The organism is Sporosarcina sp. resist (assembly GCF_014302295.1).
GTDB classification, from domain to species: Bacteria; Bacillota; Bacilli; order Bacillales_A; family Planococcaceae; genus Sporosarcina; species Sporosarcina psychrophila.
Window position 1 is genome coordinate 3741540 of the sequence record NZ_CP060287.1, and the last position, 19589, is coordinate 3761128.

Consider the following 19589-nt stretch of genomic DNA (forward strand, 5'->3'; position numbering starts at 1 on the left):
ACCGCAGTTGAGCCGTGTAAATTTTTATCTCTTTTTATATGTAAGAGCATTAACAGCTCTTCTGACAAAATCAAATTTTTGGATATAGTATATTAATAACAAATTTCACCGCAACTGCATCGTCCAAATAGCCGATTGGAAACATATAATCTGGAATCAGGTCGATTGGCATAATGAAGTATAGTAACGCACTCCCAATTATTGTGATTTCACTGACCGTGCCCGTTTTCATCCGGAATCTCTGGAACAGATGTTTTAATTGATTTATGTATGGTCCCTCGCTTTCTAGCTTTTTAAGCTTATCCGCAAAGCCCTTCAAAATGACTTCATGCCCTTCTTCTGTTTGTACGACTTTCTCGTAATTGAGCAGTTCCTGTTTTATATTTTTCTCAAAGGATTTTCTATCATACATAATAAAGGAAGCAAGAAAGTCCTGAATGCTGTCAGGATTAGGCAGCGGATCGTTCTCTTTTTCTTTTTGCTTGTTCTCAATATCGTAGCCTGCCGCCTCCATCAATTCGGCAAGTGGTACCTCCAAACAATTCGAGAATTTCTGTAGATGGTGTATATTGGCATTTCTCTTGCCGTTGATAATGCGAGAAATTGTCGCTTTATCAATACCAGTCAGCTCACTTAGTTTTCCCAATGATCACAATCGTTTGTCCAATAAATCTTTGAGCAACTTACCTAGTTTAAAATCATTACTTCCAGTACTCATAATTTCCCCTTTTTATACGAAAGATTTGTCCATTGCTAATAGGACAAATGAGTTATTCCATTTATATTAAGTCGCCCTTACTATATCTATTCGTTGACATTTTGTCAACGAATTAAAGAAACTGACAATATGCCTTATCCTCTTAAATAAAGATTGTTGTATTAAGTAATGGATTTATCCAAAATTTACAAAAATTTGATTTCATGCTTTATTCAAGCGTCCATAATTCCTTTAAACTCAGCATTTATTAGTAAAATCGAGTCCAAGAAAGTACTAGCAGAAAAAAATTGCCTATGATGCCTACATTACTCCCAGCCGCTGATTCTTTCTTCACCGAACCTACTGTTGAGTAACAAAAAAGTTCTTTACTGAACACACCTCAAAAACCAATGAATACGTCGATATATATTTACTAATAAGATGAAAAGTTCTTTACTGCATTTCACATAATTTGTAAAATAAACTAACGGCTGCCGCTGCCCCGTTAGCTGAATAAGAAATGCATTACTATTGTCACACTGTCGAGTAAAAGGGATCCTTTCTACCTATCCGAAAACAAAGACGAAAGGATCAATTAAGCTCTATAAGATGAATAAATTGTTCTTGGAAGATGACAAAGAAGAATACGGCGATGGATTTGGGGGTTTTTAATAAACGGTTTTTCCAATACAACATAAAAAAGCAGGGCAGAGTTTTTACTCTGCCCTGCACATATTTTACATAAACTTCGCTTTCTTCAGCATGCCACTAAGCACTTTCGCCATCTGTACACGTGTCAGAAACGCTTGAGAATCAAAGCTGCCATCTTCTTTCCCGGTCATGATATCAAGTGATTGTAGGACAGCAATATCACCTCGAGCGTAATCACTGATTGCCGCCGCATCCGTGTATTCTACATCCAGTCCACTTTGGTCAATGTTGACAGAGTGCGCATATGAATGGGGTAACTCACATCATTGATGAATACGTGTTTAAAGTGTTGTAAAAAGCATTCAGTTTTTTTCACTCTTAATATAAATTAAACAAATCGCAGCCACTGCTATTGAAGTTTTGGTGGAAAATCTCAAGATCACCAATAAATAGTTTGGCATTGATAAGCGTGAAAATCATAGTAGTCTCATAACATATTTGTACTCGCTTCAGGTATGAAAAGGAAACCATAATATATTCCGATGATGAATCCATAGCCAAGACCTTTTAATACATTTTTCTCCACAAAAGTTGCCCCCCCCCCCCCCCTCTTTCAGAATAAATGGTTATTGTTAGTAATTAAAAAACTATAGTGATATGGTTAATCTATTCCAAAATAGGAGGAGAATTACATGAAATCAAGAATCGGAAAACTATCTTTGTTGGCCGTTATGATCTTTTCAGTATTTAGTTTTTCTTCAAACCAGAATACTTCAGCCATGGAGCCTTTATTAAAATCTGCTGAAGGTGAGAATTGTGTTTTCAATTTACCAAAAGATGAACTTCAAATCTCTGAAAAGCTTGTATCTAAAGTGGGTCACGATGTTTATGAAGTAAAAGGGGACCCCGATAGATACGTTGAAGAATTAGGTCTTGTACGTCCAAGCCCCGATGCAAAATTAGTAGGGCTTGCATTTTCGCATGATAGTTCAGCTGCCACTGATTCTACTATGTTCTCAGATGACTATAGTACATTAGCTACTGGTGATAAATACGCTAAAAAAACAAGTTCGGGTGAAGTTTGTCTATTAAATGTACTTAGATCTTCGTACTATCCTGCTGGAAATGCAAAAATGATTGTTTCTGAAAAAGTTGCTGCTACAGTTTCTGCAAATGCAGAAATATCAGCTGTTGCGCTGTCTGCTAGTTTAGGATATAGCGTAACAAATGAGTTTCTTGTTTCTGACGAATACTCGACAGTAGTTCCGGCTGGGAAAACGTTAAATATATCTGCATATCCAATAAATATTGCTACAACTTTCGATATCTATCAAGAACGCTTTCTCATTTCTGATAAACTTATAGGCAGTGGAACTGCTTACAGACCTGTAGGAGTATGTTTCCAGGCTTGGGAGATTTAGAACTCTTTGAACCGAAGGCTTTAGGAACATAATCTTAAGGCACCTATCGTATCGCGTTACACTGAGTGTAATACTATTTCTAAACAGTAACATCCTTAATTCACTGGCATAGCCGTGGAATTAAGGATGTTTTTTAATTAATCTATTCCGTTTCCTAATAAACTCTTTGTACCGTACCAGGTAGAAACGATCGAGTAGGAGGCTAATCATTAATTGATTAGCCGACCTCTCACACCACCTTACGTACCGTTCGGTATACGGCGGTTCAACCTTTTAAGTATCTTCGCTCATAAAGTTGGAACATCTCTTTCAGTCCCCACTTTACGAGCTTTTTTTTGTTATTGCACGATGTAAGATTTCAGTCCTAGAAGTACGCCAGTATCCCTTTCGGGAATTTGCTTGTTTTATGACAGCCTCATGATCGATGCCATATTTACGGAGCATTGCGTATCTCGTACGGACCCTCTTCCATCTTTTCCAGACGATTTGCCTAAGTCGATGATTTAACCAACTCTGGGTTTCCAGGATAAAACTCTTCATTCTGTTTATCCCATAGTAGTTAATCCATCCAACTGTAATCTGATTAATCTTTTAACTATTCCCCAAAATTGTACCGGGTCGTTTGCGGATGGTTGCTTTCCTCAGTTTGTTTTTAAATCGTTTTTTCGCCGACTTACTTGGTCGGCATCCAACTTTCCCCTGAGGTTTTGAATATTGAACCCAAGAAATGTTGACAAGGTTGCACCACAGACTTTACTCTTCTCCTGGTTAATAAAGAGTTGTAAATCCTTTTCGATGAATTGGGTGACGCTTTCCATCACTCGTTCTCCCGCGCGTTTACTTTTGACATAGATGACTAAGTCATCCGCGTATCGGATAAAACGATGTCCCCTCTCTTCCAGTTCCCTATCCAACTTATTCAAGTAGACATTCGCAAGAATTGGAGATAGTAGACCACCTTGCGGGGCGCCTTCCGTTGTTTCGATGTAAATATCTTTATCAAGAATACCTGAACGAAGAAATTTCCAGACCAGTCTCAGAATAATCTTATCTGATATGAATTCTTCCAAGTACGCATGTATTCTCTGATGATGTATCGTATCGAAATAACTCTTTAGGTCGCAGTGCACTACAACTCGGTATCCTTCTTGGTAGTATTGCTCTGCCAACTTTATGGCTTGATGAGCGTCCCTACCTTTTCGGAAACCGAAGCTATTTTTCGAGAATTCTGGGTTAATGATTGGTTCAATGACCTGTAGAATAGCTTGTTGCACTACTCTATCCAGTACTGTCGGGATTCCCAAATTTCTTTTAGACCCATCAGATTTCGGCATGGCAACTCGTTTTACTGGCTGAGGCTGATAGGTACCATCCCTCAACTTCCTTTTTAGATGCTGAAAGTATTTTTCCATGTGTCCTACTAATTGATAGACGGTAATGCCATCAATACCAGGAGCACCTTTGTTACTTTTCACTTTTTTATACGCACTCCAAAGGTTGTGGTCTGCAATAACTTTATCGATTAAGTTAATACCATTTTGTTCTTTCAAATCCATATCGACATCCCTGCGCACTCCTATATACCCTTCGGTTTCCAACCTATCTCTCCATAGGCAGCCATCTATCGGTTTTAACCACGATGTTTTCTGCGTTTCGGCGGTGATGTCTACACATCCCTGCTTTCCAAGATTTAAGACTGTTCAGCCCTTCATTTCCGAAAGGAAATTACTATGGCTTCTGCTGACTTCTCACGATAAATCTTGTTTCAACCGAGTTTTCACTCGTCCGTGAGACCTCCCCGGGTAAGAGCTATAACCTTCCTCCCATGTGACTGCTGTATCTACTGAATGGAACTTGTGCAGTATTGGACTTCGTTTTGTTTTGCAAACTTGTACATTCCAATTCAGCCTTATATACAGTTTCTGTCCGTCAGATCGGGATTTTGCCGCCGGCTTCCTTCAGATTCCACCTCACGATGGACACCCTTGCCTTAAGCTAACAGTTCCTACTGCCAAGCCTGTAGTGGTCTTTCACCACCAAGTTATAGCCCATGCCGGGCGCACAAAAAAGACGGACAGAAGTTGAATACTTCTGCCCGCCTCTCTTATTCCCCTTACATAAATTTCGCTTTCTTCAACATACCACTAAGCACTTTAGCCATCTGTACACCTGTCAGAGACGCTTGCGGATCAAAGCGGCCATCTTCTTTCCCAGTCATGATACCAAGTGATTGTAGGACATCAATATCACCTCCAGCGTAATCACTGATTGCCGCCCTATCGGTATATTCTACATCCAAAGTGGACGTAATACGCTCCCTCAGTCATTGAGCCGAACTTTATGCCGTCAATTACAGCAGTCTTGGAATTGAACTGGCGGGGTTGCTTCTGAGCTCTTGGTCTACTAGGAACCCTCTGAACATTCTTCATACAACTAATCGCTCCTGATACTCATTTACTTCGAAGATAGTGATTTGAATTCTATCAAATTCCGCATCAGCCTCTGCGACCTGTTTCCTCTTACATACCAACCCATAACCAGCCCTAATGCTCTTATCTGATTTCAATGGTTTGCCGCTATTTCGCCTCGCTTTTAGGTACACCATTGAGATATTGTCGGGCAAGTCCTTCCTTGAAAGTGTGAAGTAACGGTGAAATACTACTTCTTCCATCGATATGCTCTCCCTTCAAAGATCACTCTCCCTATACTGATTGAAAAAAACTTTGTGGACATTGTGAGGTGTTCCTGTTACAAAATGGAGAACAAACAGTGTTTTTACATGAGGTTGTAGAAATATTGTCATGGACACTGTAAAATAGAAATTTCGAACGAAAAGTGAGAAATCTTATTCAAATCAGAAAGTCGACAGCAGGAACCTATTTCAATAATTCCGCGAATAATTCAGTATAATTCAAATAAAAAGCACTACAAATCTCTATGCTCTTTATCATTAAAAGACATGTCGATATGTAGTGCTTTTTGTATTTTAAGTTTGATTACTGTGTGGGTACAAATAATTATACTGGTCTGAATTCTATTATAAACACATACCGTTTACACTTTAAATTCATGAACTATTTCTTGTAACTCAGATGATAACTTACCTAATACTTGTGCCGATGCAGAAACTTCCTCCATTGTTGCGTTTTGCTCTTCCGCAGCAGTAGCAACTGTTTGTGCTTTATCAGACGAACTCTCTGAAAGAGTAGCCACTTCATCTATCTGACCTTTTACACTAATTGTATTCGCGCTTAACTGCTCAATAACTGCAGTAATATTTTCTGTTTGACTTGCTACATTTTCTATCATCAAAGAAATTTCTTGGAAATTATCTTCTGATTTTTTCACAAGCTCTATTCCTTCATGTACAGTACTAGTAGATGTCGTCATTGCATTTATTGCTTCAACTACTTCCTGTTGAATCGTTACTATTACCTCACGAATTTGATTCGCAGCAACTGATGAATCTTCCGCTAATTTTCTAACTTCGTCTGCTACCACAGCAAACCCTTTTCCATACTCTCCAGCCCTTGCAGCCTCAATTGCTGCATTTAATGCTAGTAGGTTCGTTTGATCTGCAATAGAGGTAATAAGCCCGACAATTTTGCTGATTTCCGTTGATTTCTCTCCTAGCGAATGAATGACTTTTGATGTCGTTTCAGATGAGCGTTGAATATTCGTCATTTGTTTCATTGTTTGATCCATCATAGATGACCCTACGGATGTATATTCTTTAGTAGATTTGGCTAAATCAGATACAGAATGAATAGACAAAGTCGCCTGATCCATCCCTGTTACCATTTCTGAGATTGCTTCATTACTAATTCTTGCTCCTTGAACTTGTTGTTCTGCTCCTTCTGAAACGTCTAGCATAGCGCTTGTAATTTGTTCTGTCACTTTACTCGTTTCTTCAGCACTCGCTGCCAATTCTTCAGAAGTAGCTGCTACAGTTTGAATATGATCTTGTAAATTCCGCACTAAACCTTGCAAATTTAATAGCATTAGATTAAAATCTGTTCCTAATTGACCAACTTCATCATGATTTTTAATATTTACTGGTTCAATTGTTAAATTCCCATCAGCTAACTGCTTTGCTTGTTCTGATAGAAGTTCAACTGGCTTTTTAATAACTCGAATAAAGAAGAACATAATTCCAATGATTAATACTAAAGAAATAATGCTGACAACGACTAGCATAATAAACGTTCTATTAAACTCAGCTGTTCCTGCATTATAAATGTCTTCCGATTGCTCTTTAAGTAACCCCATTAGAACATTGATATTTTCATTTGTTGCGTCAAATAGAAGATCTACTTCATAATATTTCTTAATCGCTTGATCCATCTCGCCTGCATTGCTTAAACGAATAACCTCATTAGTAAGTTCTATTAAGGCAGTCCAGTTGGACTTAAACTTATCAAAAGCTTCTATTCCCTGATTCGTTACCACTATTTCTTGATATTCACTCAAAGATTGGCCTAATTGCTTATTAAGCACTTCTATCTCTTTTTCATATTTTTCTTTAAATGGCAGATCTTCAGATATCAAATTCTTTTGAGTAGCAATAAATATGCCGTCAGTTTGATCATTAATTTTATTAAGCATGTTTATTTCTGGAATTATTTCATTATTTATTGTCGTTGTATTACCATTCAATGTAAAAGAACTTTTAATTGAAAAAACACTAATCGTCAAAATAATGAACATAATAATAGAAAATGAAATACCTAATTTCCTTCCAATTGTCCACTTCATAATTTTTCCCCCTCGATGGATGCATAGTATTCTATATTAAAAATCGATACTATAATTCATATATCGACATTATTCGACGCCTTTAAATAGGCCACTCGAAATAAAATTCAGCTCATTTAAATACCTGTAAACGCTTATAAAATATGGATTATATCCACATTTACACAAATAGTTTATTTTATAACCTTTTTTGTAAAATTAGTGTTACTCCCATTACTATATATTTAGGTATAGTAATGATGTGCATAAAGTACTGAAAATGAGATGTATAAAATAAATATTAGTTTAACGGCAGCTGCATTATTTGTTATAACTTTCTCAGCAAGCATTACTTTTGCAGGGGAGTTAAGTGCTCAGATTAAGAGAATCAACTTAAATGGGATGAGATTTGGAGCAACATAGACCAAAATCCGTTTCTTGACCTTCTACCGTTTCGAATTGCCCCCGATTATTTTGCATGAACTTCTCGACTCGATTCACTGCTGTACGCATCTTCTCGCCTGGACGAATAAATAGCAGCCAATCACCTCTTGAAACTTCCCGAATTTTGCTTTACATCACCTGTCGACCTTAAGCAGACGACAGAAATTCGCGCCATTTACCATTTTCCGCTTCGTTCTTCCTGATAAACTCCAGATCTCAACGCTTGCTCTGCTTATGACCTACTCATTGCGACTTGCCAGCTGCATCACGTCCCGCACATTAGCTGCTGTTTCAGTTCCCCTCCATTTCTCGAGCTAACTCTACCGCATGTCGTTATATTCACGCTCTGTCCATGCCCTATTGCCTTTTACCGCAGGTGTCTTGTCTAATACAATAGAAAATGCATTTCTCAACCCAAAATAAAGAAATGAATGCCATGCGGGAAATACTTGAGGAATTAGTAAAAGGACAATTGGAGTTGAAAAATTACATCAAGGAATCATTACCAGGACAAGTACAACTGGAAGAGCACGACAGAGAACCATTGTTAAGTTTAAAAGAAACTATGGCTGGTCGTAAAGAGGTACTGGACATGGTTGAAATTGCTGCTACAGAAGAATAAAAGCCGGATTTTTTCGCTCGCTTTTTTAAAAGGCAGTAAAAAAAGAAGAAGGAATAAATCCTTCTTCTTTTTGATTTGTTCTTGTAATTTTTCATTGGGGTTATTCTTCTCGAATGACTAATAAAACACCAATAGAAATTAATATTGTACCTATCCAAAAAGACCAGCCAATTTGTTCACCTAGTAATAACCAACCTAAAAAAGTACCAACTATTGGTGGAAAAAGAAAAACAAACCGCCACTTGAAGCCGTAAGCATTTGCAGTCCGCGATTCCACAGTAACAAGGCCAACCTTATTAAATACCTGGTTCATTAGTTGGTGCATTTGTCAAATATAGCTCGTACTATAATTTTCCTTTATTTTATAATTAGACCATATAATCCTCAATCCCTGAACTTTTTCTTTCATTCTCAGCAGGGATTTGTTCTGCGTCTTTATCTTATTTTGCCGTTCTCCAATTAATTCCTAACGTTTTTTGATTTTATTGGTAGTTAATGATTTTTGATTCCTCATTAATTTGATACAATTGACTTCAGACATCCTCAGCATTCCTTTCGACCTCCACTGCATTTGATTCTACACACTAAAGCAGAGAAATTTCGGGAGACAGGCAAGTCTTTTTTGTTGAAATTTAAGTTTAACGTTATGTACTTTTTTGTTTCATAACACTTTACTTTTATTTCTCACTATACAATTGTCCGTATACTTTTGTTATATGCGATAGACACTAACTATTAGTCGGAGGTTTTTCTTTGAATGTTGTCATAAACAAATTAAAAAAATTGCTACTCAAAAATATTGTTTTGTACAGCATTATAGCAGTTTGTTTTGTTGGTTCTATACTGTTTGTTCAATACAATTATTCTTTTTACGATCGACCAATTGCTAAAATTATCGAGACCAATCTCGAAGATTCAGTTCAAGTTGTTGATATGCATAACAATCGCGACCAGTTGTTCACACAGCAAATCATCGCCGAGGTTAAAAATGGACAAGAAAAAGGACAACAAATCCATATAACGAACGAGTATTCAACTTCTGGTGCTTATGACCATGCATATCGTGTAGGAAACGATTTGTTTGTTTCAATTGATGAGCAAACAAAGGCATCAGGCGATTTAACCGGAAGTATAAAAGATATTAAACGTGATAAATACATTGTTATGATCATGTGGGTATTTATATTTGTTTTACTTCTAATTGGGAAAAAACAAGGATTTTTTTCGATCGTCAGTTTAGCAGTCAATGCCCTCTTATTATCTTTTGCACTAGATGTTTATGTAAACAATTCATCTATCAGTTTACTTTGGATATGCGGGATAACCGTTATTTTATTTACCGTCACCTCTTTGTTACTCGTGAACGGTTTTAACGAAAAAGCATATGCTGCGATTGTCGCAACACTTTTAGGAACATTTTTCTCCTTACTGATTGCTTATCTGGTCATATGGATCACTGCAGGAAGCGGGTTACGATATGAGGAGATGAGCTTTCTGACACGCCCTTATGAAATGGTATTCATGGCTGGTCTCTTCGTCGGTTCTTTAGGTGCAGTGATGGATGTTGCCATTACAATGTCTTCCTCTATCTTCGGGCTTTACGAGAAAGACAATCATATATCGACAAAAGCATTGAAGAAATCCGGTTTAGAAATTGGAAAAGACATTATGGGTACCATGACTAACATTTTGTTCTTTGCGTACATTAGCGGATCCATTCCAGTCCTTATTTTATATATAAAAAACCACACTTCACTGTCATTTGCCCTTTCTATGAACCTTTCTTTGGAATTAGCGCGAGCGTTGGCAGGTGGCATTGGGATTGTACTGGCAATTCCGATTGGTTTATACACTTCTATCTTCTTTGTGAATCGAAAGAGGCATAAATTATGAATGTATTGGTGTGGCTAGCAGCCATTTTGTTTATATTGATGATTGTCATTGGCGGAAAAAAAGGAGCACGGTCCTTCATTTCCTTATTCTTAAACTTTGGTGTCATCCTTCTTATCACATTGATCATGGCAGATCCGAATGCAAACCCAATTATCCTGACGATTATTGGGTGCACGATCATTAGTTGTATTAACCTTTTTTTCATCAATAAAGTGAACAGTAAAACAAAAACTGCATTCCTTTCTACTGCCATCACTATTGTTATTTTATTGATTTTTATCAATCAAGTGACGAAATTAACTATGATTCAAGGGTTTGGCGAAGAAGAAATCGATGAACTGACCATATTTTCTCTTTATATTGGTGTAGATTTTGTTAAAATTGCAGCTTCAGTCATTATTATGAGTACAATCGGAGCTATTACGGACGTAGCCATTTCGATTACTTCCCCTATGCTTGAGATATTTAACCAACATCCAACCATTAGTAGAAGAGACTTATTCAAATCTGGGATAAACATTGGAAAGGATATTCTAGGGTCAAATACAAATACGTTGTTTTTCGCCTTTTTTGGGGGTTATATGGCATTGCTTTTGTGGTTTAAAGACTTATCTTATTCTATAGGGGAAATCGTAAATTCAAAGATTTTCGGTAGTGAAATGATTACAATATTTAGTGCAGGTATTGGTATCGCACTGATTGTACCAATTGCTTCCTGGATTAATGCATATTATTTAGTGAGGACAAGGGAAAAAAAGAAAGTTAAATAGGAACCTGACTAGCAAAGTCCAGATGCAACCCTTTACGAGGAAGGATTTCGATCTGGCAATCATCAGTATTTGAAATGCGATTGCCTATTGGCTAACTAAAATCGACCAACTAAATGTCCACAGTATGATAAAGTACGTTCTACCCCTTGATAATCTAGGGGATACAAAATCGACATGGAGAGGACTGGATTGATTCCAGTCGGGACTATATCGTTAACCCCTTGTGCATAAGGGGTTACAGAGTAACACAACCCTTTATTGGGTTGTGTTTTTTATTATTAGTAATCATCGAATGACAAGTTTTTATTGGTTATTTTTTTAAATAAAAAAAGATGACCCGTCTAAATAAGGATAGGTCGTCTTTAATTTTACATGCCTTCTGTTCGAAAAAAACCGTCAATAAATGATCTCCTGTTGTTTAACTACTACGAAGGCGCCTATTGTTTATTAATAAATATCATTTTACTACATTCGATGGCTGGTATTGATCAGAGACAATAAAATCGTCTTCTAATAGAACATATGGATGTGTTTCCATCAAACTCGTCTTGAGGTAGTCGGGCATTTTATTTCCTTCGTATGCACAAATCAATGGAAACGACAGCAGATTTACAGCTTCGTCTACTATTACCTCTAAATCTTTTATAAGATGCAGTGGCTCTTCCATAGTAGCCCACTCGACATGTGCCCATGCTCGGAAAGAGATTTTATTTTCAACATAGGGCTGAATTGTCTTACTGAAGTAATCAGCGATTGAAGGTGGATGATAACTGCCACTTGACCAATAGAATTCGAGGCTATTTACATAGTGTATGAATTCCATTTGATCTTTCGTTAAACGTGTACTTAGTTCTTTGCGAATAATAGGATAAAGACGAGAATTCTCAATGAGAATCACGTAATCTCCTGCTACAATACCATCTTGTACATAACTCAAAACCTGTATAATGTAATTTTCAATCCCATTATACTTATATAGTACATGAAGGTGACCATTCTTTTCGTCCTCAAACAACTGATTCATTTTGCTTTTCATTTCTCTTTTTGCAATACCATTTGAAATTTCAACCACAGTAACTACCTCCTTTATTATTAATTCGACATAGAATCCGATAATTCCTTCTTTATACAGACAGGTAAGCTTTTGAGGTTATCCTCCAAATTCCCCTTCCTACTCTACACGTGCGGCTGTCGATGCATACGGCGTACCGATTAGTTCAATTCAATTTAAATCATCAACTCTTATTGTTATGATACACAAACAAGTGCACCAAATTGTAATAAGGCTACTAACGACAATATCCATCCCTTCATTTTTATATACTTCATAAGACTTCATCCTCCCCTCTCTTCTAAAATTGTTACAGATATTCGAACAGTGAGTAATAAATGGTGAGGTGATTTTAAATACGTTCAGATATAATATGGTCGGTCAGCCACGAGATATGATCAAGCGACTATTCCCCAAACTAAAAATCCCTTCGCATATGAAAACTCATAGCAAAGGGATCTCCATATTCTATTAAGCTACTGTGACTTCCTTGCTATCGTCTTCTTTCTCCCGTGTCATCCACTGGAGTGCGACCATTGCCGCGAACAGAACCAGTCCGATAATGTCAGTAATAGTTTCTGGGTATATGAGAAGCATCCCTGTCGCTAAAGCGAACAGGCGCTCAATCCAATTACATTTTCGATACCAGAAGCCAATCATTCCTGCACCAATCGCAATCATCCCAATAATGGCAGTGAAAACGACCCATAAAATCTCTGGGACAGAGGCTCCCATCATGAGCATCGCAGGATTGAATACAAACATGTACGGTATGATAAATGCCGCAACAGCGAGCTTCGCAGAAACGACACCTGTTTTAATAGGATCTCCGCCTGAGATACCAGCTGCAGCGAATGCTGCAAGGGCAACAGGTGGTGTGATGTCTGCGATAATACCAAAATAGAATACAAATAGATGTGCGGACACAGCCACAACAATTGGAACAGTTGCGCCTGGGTTATCAAGCATAAGAAGCGTGATAATCGCAGGAGCAGCGATTGTTGACGTTATGACATAGTTCGCTGTTGTCGGTGAACCCATGCCCAAAACAATTGCAGCAAGCATTGTAAAGAACAGTGTGAGGAAGATGTTTCCACCTGCAGCTGAAATCAATCCAGTCGCAAGACTTAGGCCTAAACCTGTCTTCACAACAACCCCTACGATAATACCGGCACATGCTGTCGCTGCCGCGACACCAAGCGCTGTACGCGCACCATCAACCAATGCTTCAATCATATCTTTAAATCCAAGACGCGTTGACTTATCGAATGAGCTGACAATAATCGTTAAGACGATTCCCAACAATGCTGCTTTCATCGTAGGAATACCAATTAATAAAAAGACGATAATACCGATAATCGGTAAGAGTAAATATATTTTCTTTAATGTCTTTTTACGGTCAGGAATTTGGTCTTCCGTCATTCCTTTTAGACCGACACGCTTCGCTTCAAAGTGTGTCATAATCCAAACTCCAGTGAAATAAAGGAGTGCTGGAATCGCTGCGGCTTTTGCAATTTGCCAATAGGTAACGCCGCCTATGAATTCAACCATAAGGAATGCGGCTGCTCCCATAATCGGTGGCATAATTTGCCCGCCCGTCGACGCTGCCGCTTCAACGCCGCCAGCAAATTCCTTTTTATAACCAAGTTTTTTCATCATCGGAATTGTATACGAACCCGATCCAACAACGTTGGCAACCGAACTTCCCGAAATTGTACCTTGTAAAGCACTTGAGAAGATGGCAACCTTAGCCGGTCCACCGACTAAACGGCCCGCCAATACAACCGCAAGATCGTTGAAATAAGCTCCGACCCCCGTTTTGACAAGGAATGCTCCGAATAACAGGAACACGAAAATGAATGTGGAAGATACACTAATTGGCGTACCTAAAATTCCATCTGTCGTGAAAAACATCAATTGAACAACACTTTTCAGATCTTGTCCACGGTGTGCAAGGAATCCTGGGAAATATGGTCCGAAAAATGCATAGACTAAAAACACAGCCGAAATAATTGTAATCGGCATACCAACCGCTCGTCTCGCGGCCTCCATCGTTAAGAGGATGGCTAGGACCCCAACGATTATATCAAGTATTGATACACGACCAACACGTAACACAAGATCTCCGATTAGAAGCGGCCAATAAAGTCCGACCCCTATAGCCAGAAGCGCCAAAATCATATCGTAAAATGGTACCTTATTTCGTTCTCTCTTACTTTTTTTCCTAGCCGGAAACAGGATGAAAATTAAAGATAATGCAAATCCTAAGTGAATTGAACGTTGAATGTACGCCGTAAAAGGAGTTCCAATTGCTGTATATAATTGAAATATGGAAAACGCTAGTAAACCAAAAAATACAATTTTCTTAAATATGCCTGTAACATCACGTGTATTCGATTCGGGGTCATATTTTTGAAGTATTTCCAGTTGTTCTTCTTCTGACAACATTTTAAACTCTTCTGTTTGCGTTTCCAGCTCTAGCTCATCGTTCCGCTTTGTTTTTTTTCCCATTCATATGAACTCCTTTCAGCATTTGATAGAAGGATAGGTTCACAACACGAAATGTGTACGATTTTCCCCTTATCAACTGTTTCTTTAAATTTAGTTCGTTTCTTAAGTATCGAAAAGCTAATTCTGCATCTACATCTCCAACCAGCATGACAAATGAATCTATAACATTATCATCATATGTAAGCGTATACACCCCATCCTGCACAGTTAGGGTTTCTCCTTCTTCTGCATAGCCAGGCAAACCAATTGCAAGATCCTCGTACTGCATCGATAACAGACGTATTTTTCGATCAGCAGTCACTTCATAGAATTCAATGACATCTGTCAAATGAATGGAGTGAACGTATCTGATTTGAAAGCTGTTAGTATTTTTTAAAGGGACATAATAGACGTCAGGGTTTTCCACACGATGTTCAGTAAACGTAAACGCTGGTTTTATTGGAATAAAAAAAAGAATAGCAACTGAACAAATGAAAAAAGTAATAAACGGAACGGCTTTTTTGTGACACATCTCGCCTCTTCCTTCCGTTTCTAATTCATTAGATTAATTTCAAAAATGGGACGGCTAAAGCTTAACAACGCTTCACCGCCCCGCTAACATTACATCTTATTTTTTGATTACTTCATCAAAGTATTTCTGTGCACCTGGGTGAACCGGAATTCCGATTCCATCAAGACCTTTTTCAGCTTGTATCAATTTCCCTTTTGCATGTTGCAATTTAGACGCATTGTCGTAAATTGCTTTTGTAATTTCATAGCCTAATTCTTCAGGAACTTCATTTTGGATAACAAGCATCGCCCCAACGGAAACTGCTGGTGTTTCATTTGCCATTCCATATGTGCCTGAAGGAATCATTTCTTTAGCGTAGTAAGGATACTTTTTGATCAATTCGTCTGCTTTTGCATCTTCCACTGGAACAACAAATACTGACGCAACTGCGTTCAAGCCTTCAACCGCTCCCGTAGGTGTACCAGCTGTGATGAATGCAGCATCAATTTGACCCGCTTGTAGACTTTCTTGTGATTCACCAAAATCTAGACTTTGTGGCTTTATATCATCCATTGTTAGTCCATGTATTTCTAGCAATTGTTCCGCGTTCGCATACGTTCCAGAACCTGGTGCACCAACGGAAACTTTCTTCCCTTTCAAATCTTCATATGTTTTAATACCGTTCTTTTCAAGTGTAATCAATTGAACCGTTTCAGGGTATAATGCACCAATAGCTGAAACATTATCAATTACATCGCCATCAAACATAAGCTCACCTTTAGATGCGTAGTAAGCAATATCTGTTTGAACGAATGCAATGTCAGCATCACCGTCTTGAAGTGATGTCATATTCGCAGCAGATGCTTGTGATACTTCTGCTGTTGTTTTAATACCAGTCGCTTCTGAAATATAATCTGCGAATGATCCCCCGAGTGGATAATAAGTCCCTTGTGTTCCTCCAGTTAAAATACTTAGAAACTTATAATCTTCTTTACTTTTACCAGCATCTGAATCTTTCTCCGATGTCCCTGTATCTCCTGAGTTACATGCTGATAGAACTAGTAATGCAATCATCATAATAAATGTAAACAATCGCAATCGCTTTTTCTTCATTCCTTCATCCCCTTAAGTGTAATAATTCTCCATAATCCTAAAATACATCTTACCATGAAGTCTCTCTATTTTGTCAATAAACTTTAAAATTAATCAGTTTTTTGCAAGCGTTTACATGTACTTTCTCACACACTATTCGCCAAATTCAAAAAACACCTAAAAGGGAGAATCCTTTCAGGTGTTTGCAGTTATTCACTAAATTTGTGCACCTTTCACTTTCGTTTCAGGCATCGTTTCCTCAGGTGTAATATCTTCAAACGTTTCGCCCGCTTCTTGAAGATCGCGAGTTCTATGTGCGATTCTTGAAGCTGCACAAGCAGCAACACTGGCAACGAGATCGTCTAAAAATGTATGAATAGCTTGACCTTTTTTCGTGTCTAGTTCGTTAATGATGCCCATTTTATTTTTATCGAGATGACCAAATGTTGTTACTGCAATGGAACCATATGTAAACACGGCACCCAGTGCTATTGTTTCATCAACCCCGAATAGACCTTCATCAGACTCAACGATTTGTTGTAATGGGGCGGACAGTTTTCCCTGTTCTGCCAGTTCATCTAATTCAATTCCCACAAGGATCGCATGCTGAAGTTCCCGTTTTCGAAGGACTCCTTCGATAGATTCAATGCAGTGGGCCATTGTAAGACCATTATTATACGGATATTGTAGTTCATAGACAATTTCAGCGATTGCTTCCAACGTCACACCGCGCCGTTTCAAAGCCGCTTTCGTTGCTTCAGTCACAACTTTTGAATGTACAATTTTTGTATCATCATGCATTCCTGCCAACCCCTTTTATAGTTAGTATATAAACAGAACACAACTATTATACCTGACCTTAACGATATGATACAATTTCAATATACACGCAATTTGAGGAGGCAACCAGAGTGAAATACGGAAAAATAGAAGATATATCAATTTACAGTAAAGCACTTGATGAGGAAATGCAGTTGCTCATTCATTTGCCCCACAACTTTTCACCTCTCTATAAATATTCAGTGCTGATTGCATCTGATGGGAAAGATTATTTTCAGTTCGGCCGTATAGGACGGGTCGTTGACGAATTAATTGATGCCGAAGAAATTGAAAACGTCATTGTAGTTGGTGTTCCTTATAAGAGTGTCAAAGAACGCAGGCGCATGTATCATCCCGATGGGGACCGACGTGAAGCCTACACCCGCTTCCTTGCTCATGAACTTGTTCCGTATATCGACGACAATTATCCAACATATCAGATTGGGGCAGGCAGGGCTCTTATCGGCGATTCCTTAGCGGCGACGATTTCTCTTCTAACAGCATCGAAGTATCCCAATATATTCGGGAAAGTGATTCTGCATTCCCCTTATGTCAATGATTTTGTGCTTGAAAAAGTGGAAGCTTCACAAGATCCTTCCCGATTCTCCATTTATCATGTAATTGGAAAGGAAGAAACCCAAGTAAATACGCAAGTTGATGGTGTTCAAGACTTCCTTACGCCAAACAGAACATTAAACGAATTACTTGAAAGAAAAGGCTTCCCTTATTTCTATGATGAATTCAATGGAGACCATACCTGGAAGCATTGGCAACCCGATGTCCGCCGCGCCATTCAAATGGTTTTTGGTCACTAATTCAGACAAAACGGACATATTTTCAAGTATTCTGCTATAATCAAATTTATAAAGCTAAAACAATTATTCTAGGAGGTTTTTATTATGAAATACGGTGTCGTTGCTTTCCCATCAAAGAAACTTCAGGACTTGGCAAACGCTTACAGAAAGAGATATGATCCACATTATGCACAAATCACGCCGCATTTGACGGTTAAAGGTGTATTCGAAGCGAACGATCAAGAAATTGAAGAAGTTGCAAAGGCAATTAAAGAAGTAACTAAAAAACACACTCCATTTGAATTAAACGTGTCAAAAGTGGGCACATTCGCTCCTATCACAAATACAATTTATTTTAAGGCTACCCTTAACGATGAATTAGCTGCTTTGCATAAAGACCTGAACAACGATTTCTTCGGTGAAAAACCTGAGTTTGCATTCGTTCCCCACGTGACGATTGCTCAAAAACTTTCTTCTGGCGAACACGATGATATCATTGGTCAACTGAAAATGATTGGTGTCGATCATACTGAAACAATTGATCGTTTGCACCTTACTTATCAACTTGAAGACGGCTCATGGACGGTATATGAAACATTCCGCCTTGACGAGGATAACTGAAAATTGTTTGAAGTAAGATTCGCAACTTCTGACCTTGAACAAGAAGATGCATTTTCTGTCAGAAGAAAAGTGTTCGTGGAAGAACAAGGTGTGCCACTTGACCTTGAACTAGATCATTTCGATAAAACTGCATCACATTTCGTCGTCTATTCATCAGAATCTCCAATCGGCGCAGGCCGAATCAGGGAAATCAACGACGGAATCGGAAAAGTTGAACGTGTCTGCATTTTAGGGGAATTTCGCGGGAAACATCTCGGAAACCTTATCATGCATGCACTTGAAGAACATGCTAAAACAACGGGTATGAACAAGATTATTTTAAATGCACAATCATATGCTGTCCCTTTCTATGAAAAATTAGGCTATGTCATTACTTCACCCGAATTTATGGATGCGGATATCCCGCATCGCGCAATGGAAAAAAGGATGATATGAAAAGCCTAAGTACGCCGTGTCCTGCGGCAATGGCTACGTGACCCCACATCCAGTGGGCCTCCTAGCGGTTGGCACCTGGAGCTAGACACCTACCTAAGTAGAAAAACTTATTCTTTCTTTTTTAAAATAAAAAAGGTTCGCATTGCTTTATAACAGCAATGCGAACCTTTTTCTTGTTATCAGTTAGACATAAGCATTTATCGCGATACCTTTCCCTACTACTCTGGCGATCACCGGTGATAGATTAACTGGATTGGGACGGACAAATCCTTGATATGCCAAAGGTGCTGCTACAATGGGTTTTTCCTCTTCTTCCTCCCTTTCTCGTTCTTGATGCGAGGACTCTTTAAATTCATCCAAAAAGTCTGAATTTAACTTAACATTGTTCACCCGATCAATATAAGCAAAATTATAAGCTTCCATACTCAATCGATTTGCATATATTTGAGATTGGATTGGTTGAATTGGTAAAATATAACCCATCGTTAACACCTCCATTTTTGCTAGTACTATTACTATATCCAGAAGTTAGTATTATTAAACC

20 protein-coding genes and 1 pseudogene are annotated in these 19589 nt (G+C 38.2%); 7 read left to right on the forward strand and 14 right to left on the reverse strand.

Annotated features, from left to right (window positions below; translation table 11 throughout):
- Nucleotides 1-70: 70 nt before the first annotated feature.
- Both H7992_RS18280 and H7992_RS25130 read right to left on the reverse strand, forming a co-directional pair.
- Entirely contained in the window at nucleotides 71-646 is a 576-nt protein-coding gene (locus tag H7992_RS18280; protein WP_255428473.1) for a DUF1232 domain-containing protein, read from the reverse strand.
- A 788-nt stretch (nucleotides 647-1434) separates the two neighbouring features.
- On the reverse strand, nucleotides 1435-1635 hold the full coding sequence (locus H7992_RS25130; RefSeq protein ID WP_187047948.1) for an S-layer homology domain-containing protein: 201 nt from the start codon (nucleotides 1633-1635) through the stop codon (nucleotides 1435-1437).
- A gap of 405 nt (nucleotides 1636-2040) precedes the next feature.
- On the opposite strand from H7992_RS25130, the gene H7992_RS18290 reads away from it, so the two are divergent.
- Nucleotides 2041-2769 carry a hypothetical protein gene (locus tag H7992_RS18290; protein WP_187045506.1) on the forward strand — a complete coding sequence of 243 codons (729 nt, stop codon included), beginning with the start codon at nucleotides 2041-2043 and terminating at the stop codon, nucleotides 2767-2769.
- Nucleotides 2770-3090: 321 nt separating this feature from the next.
- Here H7992_RS18290 and H7992_RS24845 read toward each other — a convergent pair whose 3' ends face one another.
- From H7992_RS24845 to H7992_RS18310, 5 genes are all read right to left on the reverse strand, one after another.
- Nucleotides 3091-3309 (reverse strand): hypothetical protein, encoded by a 219-nt coding sequence (locus H7992_RS24845; protein ID WP_255428474.1) that lies wholly within the window; start codon nucleotides 3307-3309, stop codon nucleotides 3091-3093.
- Nucleotides 3310-3410: 101 nt separating this feature from the next.
- Nucleotides 3411-4367, reverse strand: a complete 957-nt coding sequence (gene ltrA / locus H7992_RS18295; protein ID WP_255428475.1) for a group II intron reverse transcriptase/maturase — start codon at nucleotides 4365-4367, stop codon at nucleotides 3411-3413.
- A gap of 515 nt (nucleotides 4368-4882) precedes the next feature.
- Entirely contained in the window at nucleotides 4883-5068 is a 186-nt protein-coding gene (locus tag H7992_RS18300; RefSeq protein WP_187045507.1) for an S-layer homology domain-containing protein, read from the reverse strand.
- A 126-nt stretch (nucleotides 5069-5194) separates the two neighbouring features.
- A complete protein-coding gene (locus tag H7992_RS18305; RefSeq protein WP_255428476.1) occupies nucleotides 5195-5440 on the reverse strand; it encodes a hypothetical protein in 246 nt (81 codons plus the stop codon).
- 383 nt (nucleotides 5441-5823) lie between these two features.
- Nucleotides 5824-7524, reverse strand: coding sequence for a methyl-accepting chemotaxis protein (locus tag H7992_RS18310; RefSeq protein ID WP_187045508.1), 1701 nt, complete (start codon nucleotides 7522-7524; stop codon nucleotides 5824-5826).
- A gap of 859 nt (nucleotides 7525-8383) precedes the next feature.
- On the opposite strand from H7992_RS18310, the gene H7992_RS18315 reads away from it, so the two are divergent.
- A complete protein-coding gene (locus H7992_RS18315) occupies nucleotides 8384-8569 on the forward strand; it encodes a hypothetical protein (RefSeq protein ID WP_187045509.1) in 186 nt (61 codons plus the stop codon).
- Between the two features lie 100 nt (nucleotides 8570-8669).
- On the opposite strand, the pseudogene H7992_RS18320 reads toward H7992_RS18315, so the two are convergent.
- Nucleotides 8670-8857 (reverse strand): annotated as a pseudogene (locus H7992_RS18320) (EamA family transporter); the annotation flags it as partial.
- A 465-nt stretch (nucleotides 8858-9322) separates the two neighbouring features.
- Between H7992_RS18320 and H7992_RS18325 the strand changes: the two are divergent.
- Both H7992_RS18325 and H7992_RS18330 read left to right on the forward strand, forming a co-directional pair.
- On the forward strand, nucleotides 9323-10462 hold the full coding sequence (locus tag H7992_RS18325) for a YibE/F family protein (RefSeq protein ID WP_187045510.1): 1140 nt from the start codon (nucleotides 9323-9325) through the stop codon (nucleotides 10460-10462).
- Complete coding sequence (locus tag H7992_RS18330) at nucleotides 10459-11232, forward strand: YibE/F family protein (RefSeq protein ID WP_067211806.1); 774 nt, start codon at nucleotides 10459-10461, stop codon at nucleotides 11230-11232. The genes H7992_RS18325 and H7992_RS18330 overlap by 4 nt, the downstream gene beginning before the upstream one ends.
- Before the next feature lie 457 nt (nucleotides 11233-11689).
- Here H7992_RS18330 and H7992_RS18335 read toward each other — a convergent pair whose 3' ends face one another.
- From H7992_RS18335 to H7992_RS18355, 5 genes are all read right to left on the reverse strand, one after another.
- Nucleotides 11690-12304, reverse strand: coding sequence for an MEDS domain-containing protein (locus H7992_RS18335; protein ID WP_370569904.1), 615 nt, complete (start codon nucleotides 12302-12304; stop codon nucleotides 11690-11692).
- 450 nt (nucleotides 12305-12754) lie between these two features.
- A complete protein-coding gene (locus H7992_RS18340) occupies nucleotides 12755-14794 on the reverse strand; it encodes a TRAP transporter permease (RefSeq protein ID WP_187045511.1) in 2040 nt (679 codons plus the stop codon).
- The gene (locus tag H7992_RS18345) at nucleotides 14766-15305 is read right to left on the reverse strand and encodes a DUF1850 domain-containing protein (protein WP_187045512.1); all 540 of its coding nucleotides are present in this window, start codon (nucleotides 15303-15305) and stop codon (nucleotides 14766-14768) included. The genes H7992_RS18340 and H7992_RS18345 overlap by 29 nt, the downstream gene beginning before the upstream one ends.
- 96 nt (nucleotides 15306-15401) lie before the next feature.
- Nucleotides 15402-16397 carry a TAXI family TRAP transporter solute-binding subunit gene (locus H7992_RS18350; RefSeq protein WP_187045513.1) on the reverse strand — a complete coding sequence of 332 codons (996 nt, stop codon included), beginning with the start codon at nucleotides 16395-16397 and terminating at the stop codon, nucleotides 15402-15404.
- Between the two features lie 195 nt (nucleotides 16398-16592).
- Nucleotides 16593-17177 carry a phosphatidylglycerophosphatase A family protein gene (locus H7992_RS18355; protein WP_067211817.1) on the reverse strand — a complete coding sequence of 195 codons (585 nt, stop codon included), beginning with the start codon at nucleotides 17175-17177 and terminating at the stop codon, nucleotides 16593-16595.
- 110 nt (nucleotides 17178-17287) lie between these two features.
- Between H7992_RS18355 and H7992_RS18360 the strand changes: the two genes are divergently transcribed.
- From H7992_RS18360 to H7992_RS18370, 3 genes are all read left to right on the forward strand, one after another.
- Complete coding sequence (locus H7992_RS18360) at nucleotides 17288-18010, forward strand: alpha/beta hydrolase (RefSeq protein ID WP_082786660.1); 723 nt, start codon at nucleotides 17288-17290, stop codon at nucleotides 18008-18010.
- Between the two features lie 84 nt (nucleotides 18011-18094).
- The gene (locus H7992_RS18365) at nucleotides 18095-18610 is read left to right on the forward strand and encodes a YjcG family protein (RefSeq protein WP_067211818.1); all 516 of its coding nucleotides are present in this window, start codon (nucleotides 18095-18097) and stop codon (nucleotides 18608-18610) included.
- 3 nt (nucleotides 18611-18613) lie between these two features.
- Entirely contained in the window at nucleotides 18614-19045 is a 432-nt protein-coding gene (locus tag H7992_RS18370; protein ID WP_187045514.1) for a GNAT family N-acetyltransferase, read from the forward strand.
- 183 nt (nucleotides 19046-19228) lie between these two features.
- On the opposite strand, the gene H7992_RS18375 is transcribed toward H7992_RS18370, so the two are convergent.
- Entirely contained in the window at nucleotides 19229-19528 is a 300-nt protein-coding gene (locus H7992_RS18375) for a hypothetical protein (protein ID WP_187045515.1), read from the reverse strand.
- Nucleotides 19529-19589 lie beyond the last annotated feature (61 nt).